The 21,407-nt window shown below is 51.7% G+C and carries 17 protein-coding genes; 3 read left to right on the top strand and 14 right to left on the bottom strand.

The genetic code is table 11. From position 1 onward, the window contains the following. Window positions 1-61: 61 nt before the first annotated feature. Window positions 62-577, top strand: a complete 516-nt coding sequence (locus MHH82_RS04000) for a DinB family protein (protein WP_340963505.1) — start codon at window positions 62-64, stop codon at window positions 575-577. Window positions 578-792: 215 nt separating this feature from the next. Here MHH82_RS04000 and MHH82_RS03995 read toward each other — a convergent pair whose 3' ends face one another. The 4 genes from MHH82_RS03995 to MHH82_RS03980 form a co-directional block, all read right to left on the bottom strand. Continuing rightward, entirely contained in the window at window positions 793-1,767 is a 975-nt protein-coding gene (locus MHH82_RS03995) for an anti sigma factor C-terminal domain-containing protein (RefSeq protein WP_340963502.1), read from the bottom strand. Between the two features lie 115 nt (window positions 1,768-1,882). After that, window positions 1,883-3,316: an alanine/glycine:cation symporter family protein gene (locus tag MHH82_RS03990; protein ID WP_340963499.1), complete on the bottom strand. Its 1,434-nt coding sequence runs from the start codon at window positions 3,314-3,316 to the stop codon at window positions 1,883-1,885. 536 nt (window positions 3,317-3,852) lie between these two features. Continuing rightward, window positions 3,853-4,278, bottom strand: coding sequence for a hypothetical protein (locus tag MHH82_RS03985; protein ID WP_144374198.1), 426 nt, complete (start codon window positions 4,276-4,278; stop codon window positions 3,853-3,855). Between the two features lie 116 nt (window positions 4,279-4,394). After that, window positions 4,395-4,889, bottom strand: a complete 495-nt coding sequence (locus MHH82_RS03980; RefSeq protein WP_340963496.1) for a hypothetical protein — start codon at window positions 4,887-4,889, stop codon at window positions 4,395-4,397. Between the two features lie 372 nt (window positions 4,890-5,261). On the opposite strand from MHH82_RS03980, the gene MHH82_RS03975 reads away from it, so the two are divergent. Next, the gene (locus MHH82_RS03975) at window positions 5,262-6,308 is read left to right on the top strand and encodes a YheC/YheD family endospore coat-associated protein (protein WP_340963493.1); all 1,047 of its coding nucleotides are present in this window, start codon (window positions 5,262-5,264) and stop codon (window positions 6,306-6,308) included. A gap of 195 nt (window positions 6,309-6,503) precedes the next feature. Here MHH82_RS03975 and MHH82_RS03970 read toward each other — a convergent pair whose 3' ends face one another. The 6 genes from MHH82_RS03970 to MHH82_RS03945 all read right to left on the bottom strand — a co-directional run bounded on the left by MHH82_RS03970 (window position 6,504) and on the right by MHH82_RS03945 (window position 12,132). Then, window positions 6,504-7,274, bottom strand: coding sequence for a MerR family transcriptional regulator (locus MHH82_RS03970; protein WP_340963490.1), 771 nt, complete (start codon window positions 7,272-7,274; stop codon window positions 6,504-6,506). Window positions 7,275-7,438: 164 nt separating this feature from the next. Then, window positions 7,439-8,212, bottom strand: coding sequence for a hypothetical protein (locus MHH82_RS03965; protein WP_145040804.1), 774 nt, complete (start codon window positions 8,210-8,212; stop codon window positions 7,439-7,441). 274 nt (window positions 8,213-8,486) lie between these two features. Then, a complete protein-coding gene (locus MHH82_RS03960) occupies window positions 8,487-9,155 on the bottom strand; it encodes a hypothetical protein (protein ID WP_251501679.1) in 669 nt (222 codons plus the stop codon). Between the two features lie 271 nt (window positions 9,156-9,426). After that, window positions 9,427-10,629 (bottom strand): acyl-CoA dehydrogenase family protein, encoded by a 1,203-nt coding sequence (locus MHH82_RS03955; protein ID WP_251501676.1) that lies wholly within the window; start codon window positions 10,627-10,629, stop codon window positions 9,427-9,429. Window positions 10,630-10,727: 98 nt separating this feature from the next. Beyond that, the gene (locus tag MHH82_RS03950; RefSeq protein WP_340963481.1) at window positions 10,728-11,507 is read right to left on the bottom strand and encodes an alpha/beta fold hydrolase; all 780 of its coding nucleotides are present in this window, start codon (window positions 11,505-11,507) and stop codon (window positions 10,728-10,730) included. A gap of 31 nt (window positions 11,508-11,538) precedes the next feature. Then, a complete protein-coding gene (locus MHH82_RS03945; protein ID WP_145040798.1) occupies window positions 11,539-12,132 on the bottom strand; it encodes a TetR/AcrR family transcriptional regulator in 594 nt (197 codons plus the stop codon). Between the two features lie 275 nt (window positions 12,133-12,407). Here MHH82_RS03945 and MHH82_RS03940 point away from each other — a divergent pair, with 275 nt between their 5' ends. Further along, on the top strand, window positions 12,408-15,536 hold the full coding sequence (locus tag MHH82_RS03940) for a glycoside hydrolase family 2 TIM barrel-domain containing protein (protein ID WP_012818941.1): 3,129 nt from the start codon (window positions 12,408-12,410) through the stop codon (window positions 15,534-15,536). 141 nt (window positions 15,537-15,677) lie between these two features. Here MHH82_RS03940 and MHH82_RS03935 read toward each other — a convergent pair whose 3' ends face one another. The 4 genes from MHH82_RS03935 to MHH82_RS03920 all read right to left on the bottom strand — a co-directional run bounded on the left by MHH82_RS03935 (window position 15,678) and on the right by MHH82_RS03920 (window position 21,361). Further along, entirely contained in the window at window positions 15,678-16,745 is a 1,068-nt protein-coding gene (locus MHH82_RS03935; protein WP_012818940.1) for a hemolysin family protein, read from the bottom strand. A 77-nt stretch (window positions 16,746-16,822) separates the two neighbouring features. After that, a complete protein-coding gene (locus MHH82_RS03930) occupies window positions 16,823-18,121 on the bottom strand; it encodes a hemolysin family protein (protein WP_012818939.1) in 1,299 nt (432 codons plus the stop codon). Between the two features lie 512 nt (window positions 18,122-18,633). Continuing rightward, window positions 18,634-19,128: a pyridoxamine 5'-phosphate oxidase family protein gene (locus MHH82_RS03925; protein WP_012818938.1), complete on the bottom strand. Its 495-nt coding sequence runs from the start codon at window positions 19,126-19,128 to the stop codon at window positions 18,634-18,636. 217 nt (window positions 19,129-19,345) lie between these two features. Next, entirely contained in the window at window positions 19,346-21,361 is a 2,016-nt protein-coding gene (locus tag MHH82_RS03920) for an alpha-L-arabinofuranosidase C-terminal domain-containing protein (RefSeq protein ID WP_036664495.1), read from the bottom strand. Window positions 21,362-21,407 lie beyond the last annotated feature (46 nt).

The raw sequence follows: 21,407 nt of genomic DNA, 5'->3' as shown, positions 1-21,407 counted from the left end.
TTTGGACCTGGCGGCATAATTTTAATATGAGCTCTTAATCATGGATATGGAGGAACTTGTTATGAACACAAGGCCTAATGCTAACGAATATTTGCCCCTCGGCGAAAAATACGTATCGCTTGTCCCTGAAGGCCATATTGCCGAGATCTTGCAGCGGCAGCATGACGAGACGTTAAGATCGCTGAGCGATCTGACGGAAGAACAAGCTAATTTCCGCTATGCGGAAGGAAAATGGAGTCTCAAGCAGGTGGTCGGTCATATCGCCGATGTAGAGCGTTTATGGAGCTATCGCATTCTCTACATTTCGCGCGGGGATGCCCGTGAATTTTCAGGGTACGACCGGGAGATTTTTGTCCAGAATTCTCCCTTCGGCCAGCTTCCTCTGCGGGAAGCCCTTAAGGATTACGCTGCCGTCAGGCAGTCCACCATTACGCTGGTTGGAAGCTTGACGGAGGAAGCGCTGCTGCGTCAGGGCACGTTCAACAACTACCCGCTCTCCGCCCGGGCGGCCGCCTATGTCATTGCAGGGCATGAGCTTCATCATATGAATATTTTGCGGGATAAATATTTAACGTAATATAGATAAGCTGCTTAGCGGCATGGACAAGTATTACTTATTCTTAAACAAAAGGGGGCCCCAAAAGATCTTAGATCTGACGGGAACCCCTTTTTCTGTTAGGAGACGCTCCGTGTACGAATGGTTCCTCCCAATGTTGCTCCCAATTTCTCAGAATGGTTCAAAGCATGGAAGAAATTTGGGGACATATGCAAAGGATGACAGCTCAAGCTGGCTTAGCTCCAATTCCACACCTCGATGCGGCCCAAACGGAATCCCCAGAATTCCGACTCCTCCTTCAGTTTCTCCAGCTCCCGCACAGGTCCCGTGACGGTTGCTCCATAAACTTGAACTCCATTTTTCTTCAAATAGGCCAGCCGTTGTTTGTCATCATCTACACCGTTGTATTTGATATTGTTGGTCATCCATTCAACGTCGACGATCAGCTGCTGCACATCGTCCGATATTCCTGCCTCCAACGAGAAAAAAGTATGCCATGCAGAAAGGAAATGGTTATCGTCAAACATAATTCTGGGCCTCAATGTAAGATGGGGGATCGTGTGACCAGCGCCGCTAGAGCTATAAGTACCCAGTTTGATTTCCCTCAGTTCACCAGCATAAACAGCCATATTGGTCGCTCTAACATCATAATCCGACAGGAGCTCCAAAACCTGCTCCGGTGACTTCAACGTTCGAAGCGAGAAGAATAATTCCGCTACGTTGCCGTCCTCCAGTTTCTCTAACTGGTTCATTGCACCATTCGGATGAGAGGAGTCTGTAATCTTCCCACCATCCAGAAGCGCAGAATGCAGAACATAAGGGTCCCTTTCTTCGCGGTTCAGGTAAGGCCCCTGTTCTTCAACGGAATAGGTCAGTTCTCCCCATAACCTCTTCTTCGCGTGAAGCTCTCCGACAATCAGCTGCCATTCCCCCACATCCTTATACACTTTCAGCGATTTCTTCTGTGTGAGGAAGGGCGTCACTTCTACCAGAGACAAGCCGCGTTTATCTACCATAAGTCCACTCTCATGCAATTCAACCGTCGTCATGACAGACCTTATAAATTTATCGTTCAGGTCATTTTTTTCATAATAAATTTGGACGGCTATATAATACATGACATAAGTAAGAAACACGCCCAACGCAGCTAATAAAGCATTGAAGAGCAGCCTTGCCTTTGTCCGCCAGGTCATCCGATTAACATGCAGCATTCGTATTTTCTCCCCCTTCTCACTTAGACAACGGTTTGATTCCGCAAAGGTTACGGTAAAATCAAAAATCGCTACAGCAGCTAGAACAACAGCTACCGTAGCGATTCCGTCCACGTTATTCGATTATGGCGCTTTTCGTGGTTGGGCTGTCATGTCCATCCCAGCACTCCACATCCTGAAGCCCCTTGATGCTGTCTTTAGTGAAGACCGGATCGAGGCCTGCCCGCTTCTGCTTCAAGTAGTCATTCAGCGCGGCAAAGGCCGTTCGGGATAACAGCGCGATGGCGATGAGATTCACGATTACCATCAATCCCATGAAGAGGTCGGCCAAATCCCACACCAGCTTCACGCTGGTCACGGAGCCGAAGATGACCATGGCCAGCACGGAAACCCGATAGATCCATACCCAAACCCGATTCGATTTCAAAAATTCGATGTTGGTTTCCCCGTAGTAATAGTTACCGATCAAGGTACTGAACGCAAACAGGAAAATCATGATCGCCAGGAAGTCGGATGCCCACGCGCCCATCTCCATGGCCAGCGCAGCCTGCGTCAGGGCGATTCCATCAAGTCCGGTCTGCTGGTATGCGCCGGTAAACAGAATAATGAATGCCGTGCTTGTACATATGACCAGCGTATCGATCAGGACGCCCAGCGCCTGAACCAGTCCTTGCTTCGCCGGATGGCTTGTCGTTGCGGTCGCCGCAGCGTTCGGTGCGCTTCCCATGCCGGCTTCGTTGGAGAACAGGCCTCTTTTGATCCCGTTCATGAGCGCGGCACCGATCGATCCGCCGACCACCTGCTCATAACCGAACGCGCTTTTGACGATTAGCGTAAACACCTCCGGCAGTTTGGTGATGTTCGCCAATACGATAAACAGCGCGGCACCGACATACAGCACAGCCAGAATCACGACGATCAGCTCCGACATTTTGGCAATTCGCTTCACTCCGCCAAAGATGATGGCCGCAAAAACAACCGCCATGATGATTCCGAGGGTTAAACGATCCGTGCCGAAGGAATTCTGGAAAGCTATCGTAATCGTGTTGGATTGAACCGCGTTAAACACAAGACCAAAGGACAAAGTGATCAGGATCGCAAACAGCACGCCCATCCACCGCTTTTTTAAACCTTGCTGCATGTAATAGGCGGGACCTCCGCGGAATCCGCCCGCTCCATCCTTTACCTTATAAATCTGCGCCAATGTGCTCTCAATAAAGCTGGAGGCCGATCCGATGATCGCGATAATCCACATCCAAAATACGGCCCCCGGCCCCCCAAGCGAGATAGCCAGGGCAACGCCGGTAATGTTCCCGGTCCCGACGCGGGCCGCCATGCTGATGGCAAACGCCTGAAACGGGGAAATGCTGCCCTTCGTTTTGCTCTTGGGTTCGCGGATGACCCGGAACATCTCGCCGATCAGGCGAAACTGCAGGAACTTGGTGCCCACCGTAAAATAAAGGCCAAACGCTATCAGCAATACGATAAGCAGTTTAGACCATAGAAAATCGTTAAAGATAGTAACTACCTGCTGTACAATTTGATCCATTCTCTACCCTCACTATATATATGTCATCACCCATGGTGTAGGTTTGTGAAAAATAGCCCATGTTACATCTAACCATTACTCCCCCCTTGGAGACAAGAGGTTAATTGTGGAAGAGGTAGGCAGGGTGAACAGCTCAAGATCCTTCAAGGGATCCCCTATAAAAAAAGACCCTCTCCTCGCGGGTGAGCGCAGGAAAGGGTCTTGCCCGGTATGACAAGGCTGCTTTGGTCACTGATGATTTTTCTCCCTTCCGCGGAGGCGATCGTGTTCTCCACATTGGTACTCACATAGACAACGGGCGATCCCGCAAATGTTACAATAAAATCAAAAAAATCGTTACAGCAGCTGCAACACGTTGCAACCGTAACGATTCCACATTCATTATATATCATTGCTTATCAGAGGATGGATTGTGTAACATAGGGGACTACTGCCTTTGTATGATGTCAATATTATACAAAGGCAGTGGCGATTCACTTCCTGAATCATTTACCTCCCCTGTAACAAATAGAGGAGTACAATACAGGAGACTCTTATTAAAAAGGAGTATAAGATAGACTGGCGCTGAATGAGAGTTGGGTAATATCAGCTGCCGAGGGATCAGTCTCAGCAAGCGTCCTTACACGAATACCAATCCGATCACCCTCAGCGACCACCAATGATCCCCCAACATTTCTATTCGTTGCGGTACGGAAACCGGTTGGGTTACCAGGTGTAATGACCGTATTCGGAGCTCCGAATCTAACTGAACTAGTCAGCGAAGTTGTCAGGTAAGGTGAAGAACTATGATCAATCCCATTATTAGGAACTGACGGTGCGCGGAATACTGTAAAATCATATTGAAGACCGAGAGTGTTGATAGAAACCTCAGAAGCAACCAATAAATCTACACTTATTTGTAAATCTTGAACGGTACCCGCAAAGGGAATTGGGAAAGCAAAACCACCTGCTTCGGGTGGCATAGTTGATTCTCCAGAAGCGTTAATAACTTCAACCGTGCTACTGCCAAAACCCATTAAAATTGGAGCAGCCGATACTACTTCAGCTCCAACGAGGATGATACCCGTTGAAAATGGAATTAATCCTCCACCTCCTGCTGCACCTGTTGCCCCTGTTGCACCTGTTGCACCCGTTGCCCCCGCAGGTCCTGCTGCACCCGTTGCCCCTGCTGGCCCCGCTGGCCCTGCTGCACCCGTTGCCCCTGCTGGCCCCGCTGGCCCTGCTGGCCCTGCAAGTCCTTCGGGGCCAATTGCTCCTGCAATTCCTGCAAGTCCTGCGGGGCCAATCGCTCCTGCAATTCCTGCAAGTCCTGCGGGGCCAATTGCCCCTGCAATACCTTCAAGTCCTGCGGGGCCAATCGCTCCTGCAATTCCTGCAAGTCCTGCGGGGCCAATCGCTCCTGCAATTCCTGCAAGTCCTGCGGGGCCAATTGCCCCTGCAATACCTTCAAGTCCTGCAGGGCCAATTGCTCCTGCAATCCCTGCAAGGCCTTCGGGTCCAAGTGCTCCTGCGATTCCTGCAAGTCCTGCGGGTCCAAGTGCCCCTGCAAGTCCCTCAGGTCCAGCTTCGCCAATGGCTCCTACAAGTCCTTCTAATCCAGCGGGTCCAAGTGCTCCTGCAAGTCCTGCGGGTCCAGCTGCTGCAATTGCTCCTCCAAGTTCTTGAAGCAGTTGCGGTCCTTGGGGTCCTGGAGGTCCCGGAGGTCCCGGAGGTCCTGGTGGTCCTGGAGGTCCTGGTGGACAATTACACCTTCCCATGGTCTCATCTCCCTGTTATCAAAAGTAATTTATCATATTAAGAGCTTAAAAAGGTAAACACGGCAAATACCTATCAACTGAAAAATAGGCAAATAGAGCACTACAATTGCTGATTTTCTGTTCACCTATGCTCTTGTCCCATAGCATTATGTCTCTGCTGGCATTAGATAATACGAGATATCGAAGTCATGGGAGTGATGAGATTGGAGAATGGCCCTTTAATAGGTATTCTGGTAGCTAAAAGGAACAGCAGAAAAAGAATTTTGGAGCTTTATGAACGTTATCACAATCTAAACCTGAAACTTTACGCCTTTACACCGGCAGATATTCTTTGGGATGAACAACGTATTATTGGACTTAGCCTGATAAAGGGCATATGGAAACAAAGTTCGTTCCCATTTCCTCATGTTGTCTATAACCGGTGTTTTAACAAAAAATTAATAACCATTCAACGACTAGAGAAGGCGATTGGTAGAAACAAATGTTTCAACAATATCAATTTTTTTAATAAATGGGATCTCCATAACCTATTACAACAGTCAGATCTTAAAGCTTATGTGCCGGACACATTTTTATATAATGAAGTGAATGTATCAGAACTATTAGAGAAATATAAACTACTATACATTAAGCCTTTATACGGATCTAAGGGGAAGTCTGTGTATCGGGTTGAACTAACGGATAATGGAGATATTCACATCTCTTTGCATAGCTTGGCTCCAAGATATATTTGCAGAAAAAACGAAAGCATTCAGGAAAAATTGGATAAACTTCTCGGACTAACGGAATACATGGTTCAGCAAGGGATCCATATGAGTCAATTTGATCATCAGTATTTTGATATCCGGGTCCTTGTTCAAAAAGATATTCTTGGAGAATGGACGGTTTCCATCATTACATGTAGAGTGGCTTATGAACATTACTTTAACACGAGTATGTGTGAAAGCATTTATGAAGTTTCAGAAATTCTTCCGCGATTATTTTCGCCGGAGAAAATGAATAAAATCCTCCGATCTCTGTATGAGGTAAGTGTAGCGGCCGCACATGAAGCAGACATTCATATGGGTTCATTGGGAGAATTGAGTGTCGATTTTGTGTTAGACGAGCAAAGAGAGTTATGGATTATTGAACTTAACGGAAAACCCCAAAAAAATATATACAAAGACCTTAAAAGTATTAAACGCAAAATTTATAGTAGACCATTGGAATATGCTTATTATCTCTCTCAACCTTGAGAAATAATAGTCTCTGTGAAATGCGCAATAAAATCTATCTGAAATACGAGGTCGTACCATCATCAGTTTCCTCTGCTCTAAAGACAACTTGGCATGAAATGCTCAAGAAATTCCAAATGAAAAAGCCCTTCCGAAGCGGATTAACCGCAGGAAGGGCTTTTACAAAAAATATGATAATCCTCTATTCATCCCTGTTTATGACGAGGGATTCATACCTGTGTAGATGAGAATCGCATCGCGGAGGAACTTGGCGGTTCCAGGCTGCTTCTCGTCATAATGGGCGGTAAACCGCTCATCGTCAACATACATCTGGGCTAGGCCGGCATGGGCTTCTTTGCTGTATTCATTCCAATAAAAGGTGAGCCAACGCTTGTGAAGATCGGCCGCCTTCTGGGCCAGCTCGCCGGCAGGATCGCCCTGCTTAAACGCTTCGGTCAGCGTTTCGTACAGCTCCTCCGTCAGACGTGTTACTTCATCATGCTGCGCTTGCGTCATATTTTTCAGCTTGGCATTGGATTGATTTACAGTTTCGTCGCCATACTTTTCGCGAATTTCCTTACCGTATTTCTTCTCGTTATCATCAATCAGCTTCTGCTTGAATCCTTCGAATTTCTCTTGGTCACTCATCGTTTTTCTCCCTTCGGCGGAGGCTATCGTGTTCTCCACATTGGTAATCAGCAAATCCAGTTGCCTTCTCTTGTCTAGGAGCTGCGCATGGTGTTCCTGGAGCGCCTTGGTCCGATTGAAGGATGGTGAGGTCATAATCTCTTTGATACCGTCCAATTGCAGCCCAAGCTCCCGGTAAAACAAGATCTGCTGCAATTGATCGACCTCCTCCTGCCCGTAAATCCGATACCCCGACGAGTTGATTCTGGCCGGCTTCAGAATCCCGATCTCATCGTAATAACGGAGGGTTCGCGTGCTTATTCCCGCCAACTTCCCAAGCTTCTGCACCGTGTATTCCATGGTTTCACCTCCTGACAAACTCAATGTACACCTTTACGTAACGTTAAGGTCAACACTTTGTGAGAAAAAAAATGATGACTTTCTTATATATAAAAAAAGAAACTGAATGTATTCTTAATAGAATACCATCCAGTCTCTTCAGCAATCCAATCTCGATTCAATCGTTATTCCGTATCCTCATCCGTTTCTCCCGCAGCCGCAGTCGACTTATCAGCGTCCGTATGCTTCTCGTTCACCCATTGCTTCAAGGGCTCGGTCATTTGATCTTTCAGCTTCTGAATCAGTTGATCCTCCGTCATTCCCTTCGCCGCCGCGATCTCGGCCAACGATTGTCCTTCTTCCATTCCGGCCTTCAGCTCGTCCTCCGACACTCCGAGCAATGCCGCGATTTCCTCCGGATTGCCGAATTTGCCGAACCCTCGGCCTCCTTTGCCATGACCTTTCCCCAAACCGGCGTCGCTGCTCTCTACGATTTGGGTAAGACGATCGCTCAGACCCTCTTTCCACTCGGCTGCTTCGGTTTCCGTAATGCCGCCCTCACTCAGACGCTCATCGATCTTGGCGGTTTCCAGCTCGATCAGCTTCTGAACGAACGCAGATTGGGCCATTCCCTTGCCTTTGGCAATTTCGGCAAACGTGCTGCCCGATTCAAGCGCCGTCCGGATATCGGCCTCCGTCAGCCCAAGGATTTCGGCCGTTTCCTTCACGATGCTGCCGCCCCGAGGTCCGCCCGCCTTATGACCCATCCACTTCCCTTCCCGGTTCTTCGCTGCATCCGAAGCCGTTGTGTCCGTTCCCGTCTGACCGTCCTGAGCTGCCGAGGCTGCCGTATCCGTGCTCGCCGCGGCAAAGGTTTTGTTCTGAAGATACCCGGCTCCCCCCAGCACGATCGCTGCCGCCATACTGCTTACCAATACTTTTTTGCTTATCGGATTCATCGTCATCTCTCCTTCTAGGATCATGGTTTGTCTTGCTATTTGAAGTATAGGGACGGAATCTGAAAGCAGTCTTAGGGGAAGGTTATGCCAGGCTTAGGCTAAGCTGAAGGTTTGCTGAATGTGGCGCTATCCAATCGGCTTACGTACATCATGAAGCTGCGGGGTACATCCAGATGCTAGTCGGAAATGGGTGCGGGAGCTAAACAAGCGAAAGAAGGCGGGACATGCCAAAAAACCGCGCACATCTGGATGGCGAGCGCGGTGTCAGCAGGAACTAGCGAAAAGACAACGTACGGGCGGAGACCAGCTTGCGTACCGTCAGCCACAGGGACAAGAGGAGCAGCAGCTCGAACACGTTCGTGGCAGCCGAGCTTTCGATCGGGATCGGTATGGCGCTCCCGGCAGCCATCAGCACCGTGCCGATGAACAGCAGCGGCGTTTTTTTTCTCCGCCATACGATAATGCCTGCCGTCAGCAGCGGGATCAGGATCAGGATCACCATGAGCGGCGGCCCCCCGGATTCGGACGAAACGTAACGCAGCGCTCCGTACTCCATGGATGGTTGGAGCTTGAGCGGCAAGGTCTCCGTCACCACCTCGAGCACGATCAGCGCTGCAGTGAAAAGCCAGGCCCCCCATGCGGCGGCCGGCCTGTTGGCCCAAGGGCTACCGGCCTTGCGTATCAGGTCGAACGACACGAGCACAAGCAGCGGCGTGGCCAACGCATGCACCCAGAAACGCGCAACGTTAAGCCCCTCCAGCAGATCTCCTTCCCCCATGTATTTCCCGATGCCGATCACGCCGTTATCCCAGACCAATCCGGCCGTTACGATCAGCAGCAAGTACCGAAGCCCCGGTGACGCATCCCGCCTCAGCAGCACGCACCCATACAGAAACAGCACAGCATATATAGCGGCCAAGCCCAAATACAGCACAGAATCCATGGTTACATATCTCCTTTCAACCTAATTCCTCATGAGCGAATTTCGATCGACTCGTATAGTCGTACTGATAGGTTTTATACCCGTTAGCCCGCCATCCTAACCTAAGTGTATGTATATGAAGCAGAGGCTGCAGAAGATGCCGCGATTATGTAATGGAGCCGCAAAAAGGAATGTCCGGCACGCGAAGCGCAAAAAAAACCGCCGGAGCCAGCTCTCCCGCGGTTTCTATCCTTATTTCCTGCTAAGTGGCCTATTCTCTCGTCCGATCAGATCAAGGCTCCTGATTTTCCTTCTCCTCCGCTTCCGAAAGGGCCCGTTTGGCCAAATTCGTCAGCACGACATCATCCATTGGCGGATTATGAAGACCTGCCCGGACATCCCGGTACATACGCTCCAACGGGAGCTTCCGGGAGAGACTCAATCCCCCAACGATCCGCATGGCCTGATCGACAATCCGGACCGCCGCATTGGTCACGACGTACTTGGCAAGCCCAAGTTCGGGTTTGAGCGCGGCGCGGTTCTCCGCTTCCTTGTCCCAGCGGTCGGCGGTTTGGTACAGGTAACTGCGGGCCGTCAGCAGGTCCACTTCGATTTGGGCGATCTGCCTTTGGACGTTCGGCAATTCGGCAATGGGCACCGTCAAGGAGTTCGGTTGATGATGACGGGCAAAATCGATGGCAAAATTCCGCGCGGCATAAGCAATCCCCATATAACATGCCGGGATATGAAACAGAATGCCTTCCGTAGGCACGGGAAACTCAGGCTTCTCATAATCGGGTCCCCGAATGACTTCCGTGTCCGGCACGAATACGTCCTCCAGAATCACGTCATGGCTTCCCGTTGCCCGCATGCCCATCGTATTCCAGGTCTCTTCAACCTTGACCCCGGGCCCGCTGCGAACGAGGAACGCGCCGACCTTCTCGCTATGCTCGATTCCGGCCGTAACCACGAATTGCTTCAGGATCGGGCTTAACGTGCTGAAGGTTTTGCGTCCGGTGATGCGCCAGCCGCCCGACACCCGCCGTGCCGTCGTCTCCGGCCTTCCGCCCCGGCTGGGGCTCCCCGTCGCAGGCTCGCTCGCCAGTTCATTAATGACCGTGCCTTCTGCTACAACGTCTCTGCACAATCTCTCAAATAACGGCTCCGGCCAAGCCCCGGAAAGGCGCAGCTGCAGTATCTGCCCGATATGCCAGCCTACGGCCAGCGCCGTAGACCCGTCTCCTCGGGCGAGCCGTTCCTGGGCAAGCACCATTTCGTATACGGAGGCTTCTTCTCCTCCAAAGGCTGCCGGAACGGTCAGCTTCAGATAACCGGACTCCTTCAAATCATCAAAATTCTCGAACGGAAACGATCCCTCCAGATCATGCTGAGGTGCTCTTTCCGCGAATATCGCTCCCAGCTTGTCGGCCCGGGCCGCGATCACCGCTTCGCGTTCATTACGTATGAATGGATCTGTGGAACCGAATCGATTCAAGTTCGTCCCCTCCTTGATAACCCTTGTATTCCGATGGATATATGCCTAAAATTGTAGCAACCCTGTTTTGGGGTGTCAATGAAAGTGCTCGAATACCGCTAGATCGCGTGTGCCGACAGAAATGAAGCGATCGCCTCGTTCACCTCGTCGGGGTTATCCAAATTCGTTGCGTGATGAGCGTTTCGGATGATTTTCAATTGCGCGTTCGCGATTTGTTCCTGCATGTATGCCTGCTGCCTTCGGATCATCGTGTCGCTTTCGCCTTGAAGCAGCAATACCGGACACTGGATTTTGTGCAGATCATGCGTGCTGTCCATTCGGGTCACCGCATCCCATATCCGAATCCAATCGGAATGAGCAATGGAGCCAAAGGCTTGCTCAATATAGGCTTGATTGCTCTTATTAAATTTGGATAACATCCTGCCTTGTATTTTTCCGGATAAGGACATCGGCATCAGATAACTTGTTAAGCGGTTTACCGGCACGAACATGCGCTCGAACCAATTAAACGCATTCGTGAACGGCGTGCCGATCAGTATCAGGGCCGCAACCTTCTCCGGATAGCGAACGGCAGTCTGCAGCGAAATATGACCGCCCAGGGACAGCCCGCAAAGCGTCGCTTGTTCAATGCCGAGTTCGCTTAGCAAATCCGCCAAATCCCTGCTGAAATCCTCCGAATCCACCTTGCCATGCGGCAAGGAAGAGGAGCCATGCCCCCGGATATCCCACACCACGGTTTGATACCGACGGGAGAAGGCATCGACTTGAGGCCGCCACTGTTTATGATTCCAGGAAGCTCCGTGCGTAAACACCAGCGGCTTCCCTTCTCCCTTCACTTCGTAATACAAATCGACTTCCCTTCCTTTGTAAACCGGCATAGCCCTCCACCTCTCCATAATAAAATGGGCATTATTCCGTACCGCCTTGAACGAGCGAGGCGAATATGACCTGAAAGCACTCGTCAAACAGTTCGTTCAAGCTTCGGTCCGACTCTTTGATCCAGATCAGCATGGCGCCGCTGATCGCGGCTTGCAGCACCCGGCTGACCCGTGCCACGTCACATGGCACGATCTCGTTATTCGTGATCGCCTGATCCAGCATCTTTCGGGTAAACTCATCGATCAGCTGCAGCCGGTACCGGGTCTTCTCTAACAAATCCGGATCATTCGTCCCTTCCAGATAGAAGGAGGTGTGGTTGGCCAATTCCACAGGATCCTTCATATGCGAGACGGCATCCCTGAACACCGTCTTAAGCGCCTCGATTTGGGATTGGCCGGACAAACTCGCATCATGGAAGGCTTGCTTGGTTAATTGAATGACATAATCGCTGTAGGCCAGGAGCAGATTCTTCTTCGAGCCGAATCGCTTCATTAAGGCTGCCGGCGAGATGTTCATTTCATGCGTGATGTCGGTTAAGGCTAACTGGCCGTACCCTTTTTTGCATAGTGCCCGGTAGACACCGTGGAAGATCACCTCATCTTGAAATTCGCGAGGTCTTACCATGCACGTTCCTCCCATCGTTAGTGAATGATCATTTACTAACTATTATTTCATAAACGTTATTCCATGTAAATGTAATATTGGTCATGTTGATGGCGCTGGACATAACTGGCGGCTTCCCTGGCAGCAAGATATGCAAATGACCATCTAAGTGATCGAAATTTCGCTGTTTTGTTGATCGTTTGATAGAATTAGCGCAACTTCCTTATACTCTTGGGCGGAATTAACCTCTATACTGTCAGTAGAAGGAAACCATAATCTAGGAGGAGCTGAGCACATTGCGTACCAAATTCATTTACCAGGCACCTGCAAACGGTTATCCCGAATGGAATAATAATCCGAATATTTTTCAGTTGAACCGTCACAAGGCCCATGCTTACATGATGAATTTTCCGACGGAGTCCGAGGCGCTGAGCCTTGACCACGCCATGTCCCCCTGGTATCAGTCATTGAACGGGACCTGGAAATTCGCTTTCGCCAAAACGCCTGAAGAGCGCATCCAAAATTTCTACGAGGCCGATTACGATTCCGAGAGCTGGGCCGATCTTCCCGTCCCTTCCCATTGGCAGCTTCAAGGCTATGACTATCCTCAATATACGAATGTAAGATACCCCTGGGCCGAATCGGAGCCTGAATTGAAAGCCCCCTTCGCACCGACCCGATACAATCCCGTGGGCTCCTACATCCGTGAATTCACGGTACCTGACACATGGAAGGAACAACCCGTTTATATTAGCTTCCAAGGTGTTGAATCCGCTTTCTATGTATGGGTGAACGGCGAGATGGTCGGGTATAGCGAGGATACTTTTACGCCGGCCGAGTTCGACCTTACCCCCTATCTGGTTGAGGGCAAGAACAAATTGGCCGTTGAAGTATACCGATGGTGCGACGCGAGCTGGCTTGAGGATCAGGATTTTTGGAGGCTTAGCGGGATCTTCCGCGAGGTCTATCTCTATTCGGTCCCTGCCGTCCATATCTCCGATTTCTTCGTACGCCCGGTTCTTGATGACGAGTACCGGCATGCCGAGCTGCAAATCGATGCAGCCGTCACGAATTATTATAACGAGACCATCGACAAGGACACGCTCCAGTTGGAGGCGCTTCTCTACGATCAGGACCGGCAGCTGGTCCAGAAACAAACACTCACCATTGCGGATTACATCATTGACGAGGGCAGTTTTACCCTGAGCATGAACGTCCCCGAACCCGAGAAATGGAGCGCGGAATCGCCTTATTTATACACCGTTGTCTTGGCATTGAAGAATACGGACGGAGCTTGCCGCGGAGCCGTAAGCTGCCGCACGGGATTCCGCCGCTTCGAGCTGAAGGACGGGCTGATGCGAATCAACGGTCAGCGCATTCTGTTCAAAGGCGTAAACCGGCATGAATTCTCCCCGGATACCGGACGGGCTCTCAGCCGTGAAGACATGATCACCGATATTGAGCTGATGAAGACGCATAACATTAATGCGGTACGGACTTCCCATTACCCGAATCAATCCGTATGGTATGACCTCTGCGATGAATATGGGTTATACGTTATTGATGAAACGAATTTGGAGACGCACGGAACCTGGAGGTATGGGCAGCAGGAGCTGGAAGAAACGGTGCCCGGCAGCAAGCTGGAGTGGCGCGACAACGTATTGGACCGCTGCAATTCGATGTTCCAACGCGACAAGAATCACCCCTCGGTCATCATCTGGTCGCTTGGCAACGAATCGTTCGGAGGCGACAACTTCATTGCGATGCACGATTTTCTGAAGGAAGCCGATCCGTCGCGGCTGGTTCATTACGAGGGAATCTTTCATTACAGGGCGTCCGAAGCGGCCAGCGACATGGAATCCACCATGTATGCAAGGCCGCAGGATGTGGAGAAGTATGCCAACAGCAATCCGGATAAGCCTTATATCATTTGCGAGTACAGTCATGCGATGGGGAATTCCTGCGGCGGGCTTCACCTCTATTGGGAGCTGTTTGAGAAGTACGACATTTTGCAGGGGGCTTTTATATGGGATTGGATCGATCAAGCGATCCTCACCCAAACGGCGGACGGAATACCATATTTGGCGTACGGCGGGGACTTCAACGAAACGCCGCATGACGGCAACTTCAGCGGGAACGGCCTGATCTTCGCGGATCGAACCAAAACCCCCAAGCTGGACGAAGTGAAAAAATGCTACCAGAACGTCAAGTTCGAAAGCCTGGATCCTGCCGCAAGCCGGATTCGGGTCAGCAACCGCTTCTTGTTTACCAGCCTCGATTCGTATCTTGTACAATGGGACGTAACGCTAAACGGCAAAGTCAGCCAATCCGGCACGCTCGAGCTCTCGCTTCAGCCAGGTGAGCAAGCGGAAATTCACGTTCCGTACTCCCCTGTGGAGGACGAAGGAAAAGAAGCGATTCTCACCGTCTCCCTCGTTCGGAAGGAGAGCACCAAGTGGGCGCCTGCAGGACATGAGGAGGCTTGGGAGCAGTTTGTGCTGACGCCGTATATAGCCGAGCAACCCGAAACGGACGCTCTTGCAAACGTGCAGGCTCTGGAAGCTGCCGAGTCGGATGAAGAGCTTATCATCAGGGGTTCCGCCGTCTCGTTGCGTTTCCGCCTTGGCACCGGCGATCTGACATCCTACGCACTGTCCGGCAGGGAATGCCTGCTGGCCCCCGCAAGACCGAATTTCTGGCGGGCCGTCACCGACAACGATCTGGGCAACCGGCTTCCTGAACGCAGCGGCGTGTGGAGAACGGCCCATGATCGGCGAAAGCTGCTGTCTTTGCGCTGGCATGCGGAAGGCCCTGCCGTCGTGGTCTCCAGCCACTATCGGATCGAAACCAATCCCGTATCCAGCCTGACGCTGGAATATCGAATCTATCCGGACGGCACTGTCCGCGTGCATGAAACCTTGATCCCTGGTGCCGGTCTGCCCGACATTCCGGAAGTCGGCATGCTGTTCTTGCTGGATGAAGGACTCGATACGCTCAGCTGGTATGGGCGGGGACCGCATGATAATTATTGGGACCGGAAGACAGGAGCCAAAATCGGCCGATACGAGGGCAAGGTCGCCGATCAGTTCGTCCCTTATCTGAGGCCTCAAGAGTGCGGGAATAAAACGGATGTGCGCTTCGCACTGCTAACCGGGGAGAGTGGCGGGGACGGACTGGAATTCGAGAGTTCCTCCCTCATGGAGGTATGCGCACTGCCGTGGACGCCGGAGGAACTGGAGGGCAGCGACCATGCGTACAAGCTCCCGCCAAGCGATAAAACCGTCCTGCGCATCAATTACAAGCAAATGGGCGTCGGCGGCGACGACAGCTGGGGAGCGCCGATCCATGAAGAATTCACGCTGCCTTCCAACCGCACGTACAGCTTCGGCTTTACGATGGGGGCAGCACGCAGACCTACTCGATAGAACACATGCAAAAAGAGCAGCTTCGTGTTGAAGCTGCTCTTTTTATGTTTCGGCAATTCCATGCCCTCTCACCGCGGATGGGTGGCCACAAGGACATTGAACCCTATTCCTGGATCGTGCCCGATGCTAGTTCGTCATCGCTTAGGCGTGTGCACCCTGCAGCTCGCGACGATCCGATTCGTCCCGAATGTCGCCCACGATCTCCTCCAGAATATCCTCCATCGTCACCAGCCCGATGGCCACGCCGGATTCGTCCGTCACGACGGCCATATGCACGCGGATTTGCTGCATCTTGATCAGGACGTCCTTGATCGAAGACGACTCCGGGAAACGCGGCATGTCGTGAATAAAGTCATTCACGCTGCAGTTTCTTCCGGCCGCTATGCCCGTCAGCATCTCCTTCGTATGGATAAACCCGATGAAATCCTCCGCGCGTCCCGATTCCGTCACCGGGTAACGGGTATAGTCGTACTCGCCCAGAACCTCCAGGATATTGGCAAGGGGCCACCCTCGTTCTACCGTAACGATGCGATCTCTCGGGACCATGATTTCGCGCAAGGTACGCTCATCAAAAGCAAATATATTGGTCAAATACCCCATCTCGGTCTGGTTAATTTCGCCGCTCTCGTAGCTCTGGTCCACGATCCACTTCAGTTCCTCCTCGGAATGGACCGTTTCATGCCCTGCCGGCTTTACGCCGAATACTCGAAGCAGGAGACGCGAAGCTCCATTCAATGCATAGATGAACGGATACATGATCTTCCCGAACCAATACAAGGGAGACGCCAGCAGCAGCGTCATTTTCTCGGCAAATTGGATCGCCAATGTTTTAGGTGCCAATTCCCCGATGACGACATGCAGGAACGTGATGATCCCGAGGGCAATGGCATAAGAGAGTACCGTTGCCACCGCCGCCGGCACGTCGAATCGTTCAAACAGCGGATGCAGCATCCTTTCGACGGTCGGTTCGCCCAGCGCGCCCAGCACGAGAGCCGTAATGGTAATTCCAAGCTGGCAGGCGGACAAATAGTAATCCAGTTCATGGGCTACCTTCCTGGCCGTGACCGCCCGTTTATTCCCTTCGGCGATCAATTGATCGATCCGGGACAGCCGCACCTTCAAGATGGCGAATTCGGCCCCTACGAAAAATGCAGTCAGTCCGATGAACACGGCTACCAAAAATAAATTCAACGCGATTATTCCGTCCAATGATTTCCCTCTTGCGAGGGATTCACCTCCAAAAAAGTTATGGTCTAAATGTACACGGGATCATGCCATGCCCTAGATCATCCGTGTCTGAGAATGACGTGTTTGATCTGAAAATTATCCGTTTCCGCTACGGCCCATATATGCTCGCCATGCTGGATCTCATCGCCGTCCTGAGCCGTCGTGCCTTTCTGGTACTGTATCCAGCCGCCGATCGTATCCATCTCCTCGTTATCCTCGAATACCAAGCCGAAGCGCTTCTCAAGCTCCTCCAAGAGAACCCGTCCGCTTATCAGATATTCGCGTTCCCCGATCTTCCGGATATCCGCTACTTCATCTTCATCGAATTCGTCGCGAATTTCCCCTACGATCTCTTCCAAAATATCCTCCAGGGTCAGGATCCCCGCCGTACCGCCGTATTCATCAATCACCAAAGCCATATGCATCTGCTCCTGCTGCATCTTCAGCATGGCATCCTGGATCGGCGTAATTTCAAGCACGACCGGGAGGTCCCGAACGAATTCTTCCAGCTTGCGGTCTCGTCCGGCCACGATATGGGGCAGCATCTTCTTGACGTTGACGACGCCAACCACCCGATCCTTGCTGCCGTCCTCGATGACAGGGTACCGCGTATAGTTGTTCTCATCCAGGATACGGACGATGTCCGGGTATTCCATGCTTTTATCCAGGGTGATCAGATCCGTTCTCGGTACCATAATGTCTTTGGCCACGCGCTCATCAAACGAAAACACGTTTTCCATGTAAGCCAGCTTGGTCCCATTGATCTCGCCGCCCTGAAAGCTCTGCGCCATGACGATGCGCAGTTCCTCCTCCGTATAAGCCTGCTCATGCGGCGCAGGTTTTACGCCGAATGCACGAAGCAGCACGCGCGAGGCTCCATTCAACGCCCAAATGAACGGATACATCAGCTTGCCGAACCAATACAGCGGGGCTGCAAGGAGCAGCGTCGTCTTTTCCGAGAATTGAATAGCCAAGGTCTTGGGCGCCATCTCTCCCACCACGACATGCAAAAAGGTCACGAGAATGAACGCAATGGCGTATGAGGCAATCGAAGCCGTTGAAGCCGATACGTCAAACCAATCAAATACCGGGTACATGAAACGCTCAACGGCCGGCTTGCCGATGGCCCCGAGCCCCAGCGCCGTCACCGTAATGCCGAGCTGGCAGGCCGAGAGATAGTAATCGAGATCGCCGGCTACCTTTTTGGCAACAACCGCCTTCTTGTTTCCTTCCGTTATTAATTGATCGATCCGCGACATGCGGATTTTAACGACGGCAAACTCGGACGCCACGAAAAAAGCGGTCAACGCAATCAGTATGGCAAGTATGATTAAATTAACGATGGTAATAATGTCCAATGATTTCCCTCTTCAGAGGGATTCACCTCCAAATTGAATTAAAGGCCATGTGCTTTTGCATCTGAACAGGTCATTCTATATACGATATTTCCATGAAAAAGAGGTAGTTCGCAGAAGAGAATATTACAACCTAATTCCGCAATTTGATCCATTTGCAATAACGCCTTCCCAATGTACTACCTCCTCTCCTGGAATCTACTTTTCATATTTATGAAAAAATTATATCATGACGGTAATCAAACCATCCAGTTGCACGTTATGGTTTGCAGGCGAATTCCAGCACGAATTCACATAATTCTCACTTGTTTGATGAGGTATATTCCTTCTTGGTGCTAAATATGCCCTGTTATGTATTAAAGTGCCCACCCCATCCGGTGCTCATCCATTCATAACCAAAACGGGATCCGTATTGAAGGATATGCGCATGCGGGTTCGGCTAACATATAAAAAAACCGCAGGATCGTGATGCAGGATCCTGCGGTTTTGCCACTGCTAATGAACGAATTTCGTTATCAATGGAGATCTACGGTTTTGTTTATATCCGAGTCGCCCTTGGGCTCTTGGCCCACCATTTTCTTGAAGAAGGCTTTCACCGTTTTCGTTTTGTTTCCGGTTTCCCAATACTCCGCGGTGTCCGTGTCCACCTTGATCAGAATAATGTTGGGATCGTCATAGGACGTCTGCAGAAATTTTTCGTACGCCGCATTCCAGAGCGCCTTCTTCTTCTCCAGATCATCCACGACTTCGGCCTTGCCTCGGATCGAGACGTAGGATTTGCCCACATAAGCGACATTCACGTTGGGATTCGCCAGGATTTCTTCGTATTTGCTGGTATCCCGCTTTGTTAAGAACCACAAGTCGCCGTCGAATTCGATATCCTGCGTTTGCATCGGTCTGGCATTGATCCCGCCCTCCGATATCGTGGAGAACATCGCCGTTTCGATATCCTTGATAATATCCTTCACGGTCTCGACCGCTTCCTGATTCACAACGGTTCCGTTTGACATCTTAATCACCCCATCCTTGTATTTAGTCTCTAATTACACTTCCCATAAATAAGTTAAACGATGAATCATGAAACATTTCGTGTCCATTCGTACGATCTTCCTGTATGGATTCAGGCCGGAACGCAACCGTTCCCTGCGCAAAAAAAGCCGGAAACTGCAAGCGCAGTCCGACTTTTTCGCACGAAAACATTCATTTTAAAAGGACGGCTTCATATCATCACACCTGCGCTCTGAATTCCAGTGCGTAAACGGATGAAGGCCGTAAGTCGTAGCCTTGGCGCCACGCCTCTGCAGGAACCTTGCTTTCCTTGCACATAATACGTTCCGGCTGGAAAACGGAGTTGATGTCATCGTAAGAATCGCCGGTGATTTCGTAAAGGGTCGTTTCCCCGGAAGCCTTGAAGGCCTTCAAATTCAGCACGGCCCTAACCGCTTCCAGGCTTCGATTGACGATCAACACGGTGACGATGCTGCCGTCGTCATTCGTCCCCGCCACGATGTCCAGGTCCGGAAGCGCGTCAAGCGCCATAGGCGTCTCCTTCATCGAAGCCACGGAGAAGGTTCCGCATTCCGCTTGGACCGGAAGGACGCGCCGAACGTCCCGATTGGCGTAAAGCTTCAGCACTTCATAGGTCGGCGTCCCGTAGATCGTAAGGGGATGCCCGCTCCAGCCGGGCTGCTTGCCGCAGTATTGGTCCGCATAATAGTCCCCGACGCGTATGCAGCCGCCCAGCCAGCCATTTACCAGGTCAGAGAAGCTGCCGATGTGCACCATGTCGCTGCAGCGCATCATTTCATTCAGGTTGGCGGCATTGGCCACCGCGGCTCCCAGCGTGTGCTCGTTCGGAAGCCCTTTTCGCACCGTATTCGGATAATACATCGTGTTGTATTCGGTGATCGCCAGCTTGACGTGGCTGTGCTCCGGGCGGGACCGGATCAGCTCCGTCGTCTGCCGGACATGGTGCCGGGTCCACTCGGGATAAGAGGCAATCGCCTTATAGCGATCCTCCGCCGGCGTATCCCGGTTCATGCCGAAAGGGCCGTAGCCGTGATACAAATGCAGCGTCAAATAATCGATGCTCTCGCCGGCCAGGTCCAGCACGGCCTTATTCCAGTTCTGCTCGTAATGACCGCAGGCCAGCAGCACGATGGAGGGGTCCGCCTCCTTCATGGCCTTGGCAAACGATATCGTACGCTCCGCAAACCGCTCTGCCGTGCAAGTTCCGACCTGCCATTGGCCCCACACTTCGTTGCCGATCTCCCAGTACTTGACGTTATACGGCTCAGGGAAGCCGTTCCGGGCACGTAAAGCCCCCATCGGCGTATCCGCGCTCCCGTTGCAATATTCGATCCACTGCGCGGCTTCTTCAGGGGTGCCCGATCCGTCGTTCACGCAAATCAGGGGCTCCACCTGCAGCTCTCGGCAAAAACGGATGAATTCGTCCGTTCCGAAATATTTGCTGGTCCACCCTCCCCAGGCCTCATTGTACATGACCGGCCTTTCCAGGACGGGACCGACGCCATGCTCCCAATGGTAAGCGCTGATGTAATTGCCTGCGAGTCTCATCATGCCCGCATTCAAATCTTTAGTCATCTCGACCACTTCGCGTTTGACCATGGCGATGCTGTCGACGGGCAGCAAAGAGACGTGATCGATCCAGAGCATGCCGGTGGACACGTGATCGATCCACCTTGGATGCTCAGCCGGAACATATACCCGGATCTCGGCATCTGTGCATTCGCGCGATATGGACAGCTGCTCCTCATAGTGCTGCCAGTTATGGCTGCCAAGCTCCATGCGAAGCCGTCCAAGCGTCTCTTCCGTGCGCCGGTCGACAGCTTCCACCATCACGTATTGAAGCTCAATGGAGGCGCGGGCGACAAGCCGGACCGTATAGTTCATCGGCCCCTTTAATGCCGCCTTCTGCGTTATGCCGGCATAAGCTTCGTCATCGCTCAGGATGCGGATGCGCTGGGCTCTTCCCGAATGCCGGGGCGCCGGCGCTTCCATCGCGTACTGGGTGTTGCGTCCGTTCGAATACGCGCGCCAGCTTCCCGATACCGGCGTCATCGTTTCTGCCTCGCTCTCAAAATCCATGTCCTTCAGCGGAAACGCGAGCATCGCCTCCATATGGTCCCGGATATCCTCCACAAAATGACCGAACAGATACGGATTAATCTCATGCTCGCTCTTGCGGCTGCAATCAATGGTAATCGTTGCGTTCGTATTCAAGAATATAACCTCCAATGGAATTTTAGGGTGAGCCGTGCGATCATAC

The sequence above is a fragment of the Bacillus sp. FSL K6-6540 genome, from assembly GCF_038007545.1.
The sequence above is the reverse complement of the archived record's forward strand: the minus strand, read 5'-3'. Positions and strand labels throughout refer to the sequence as shown.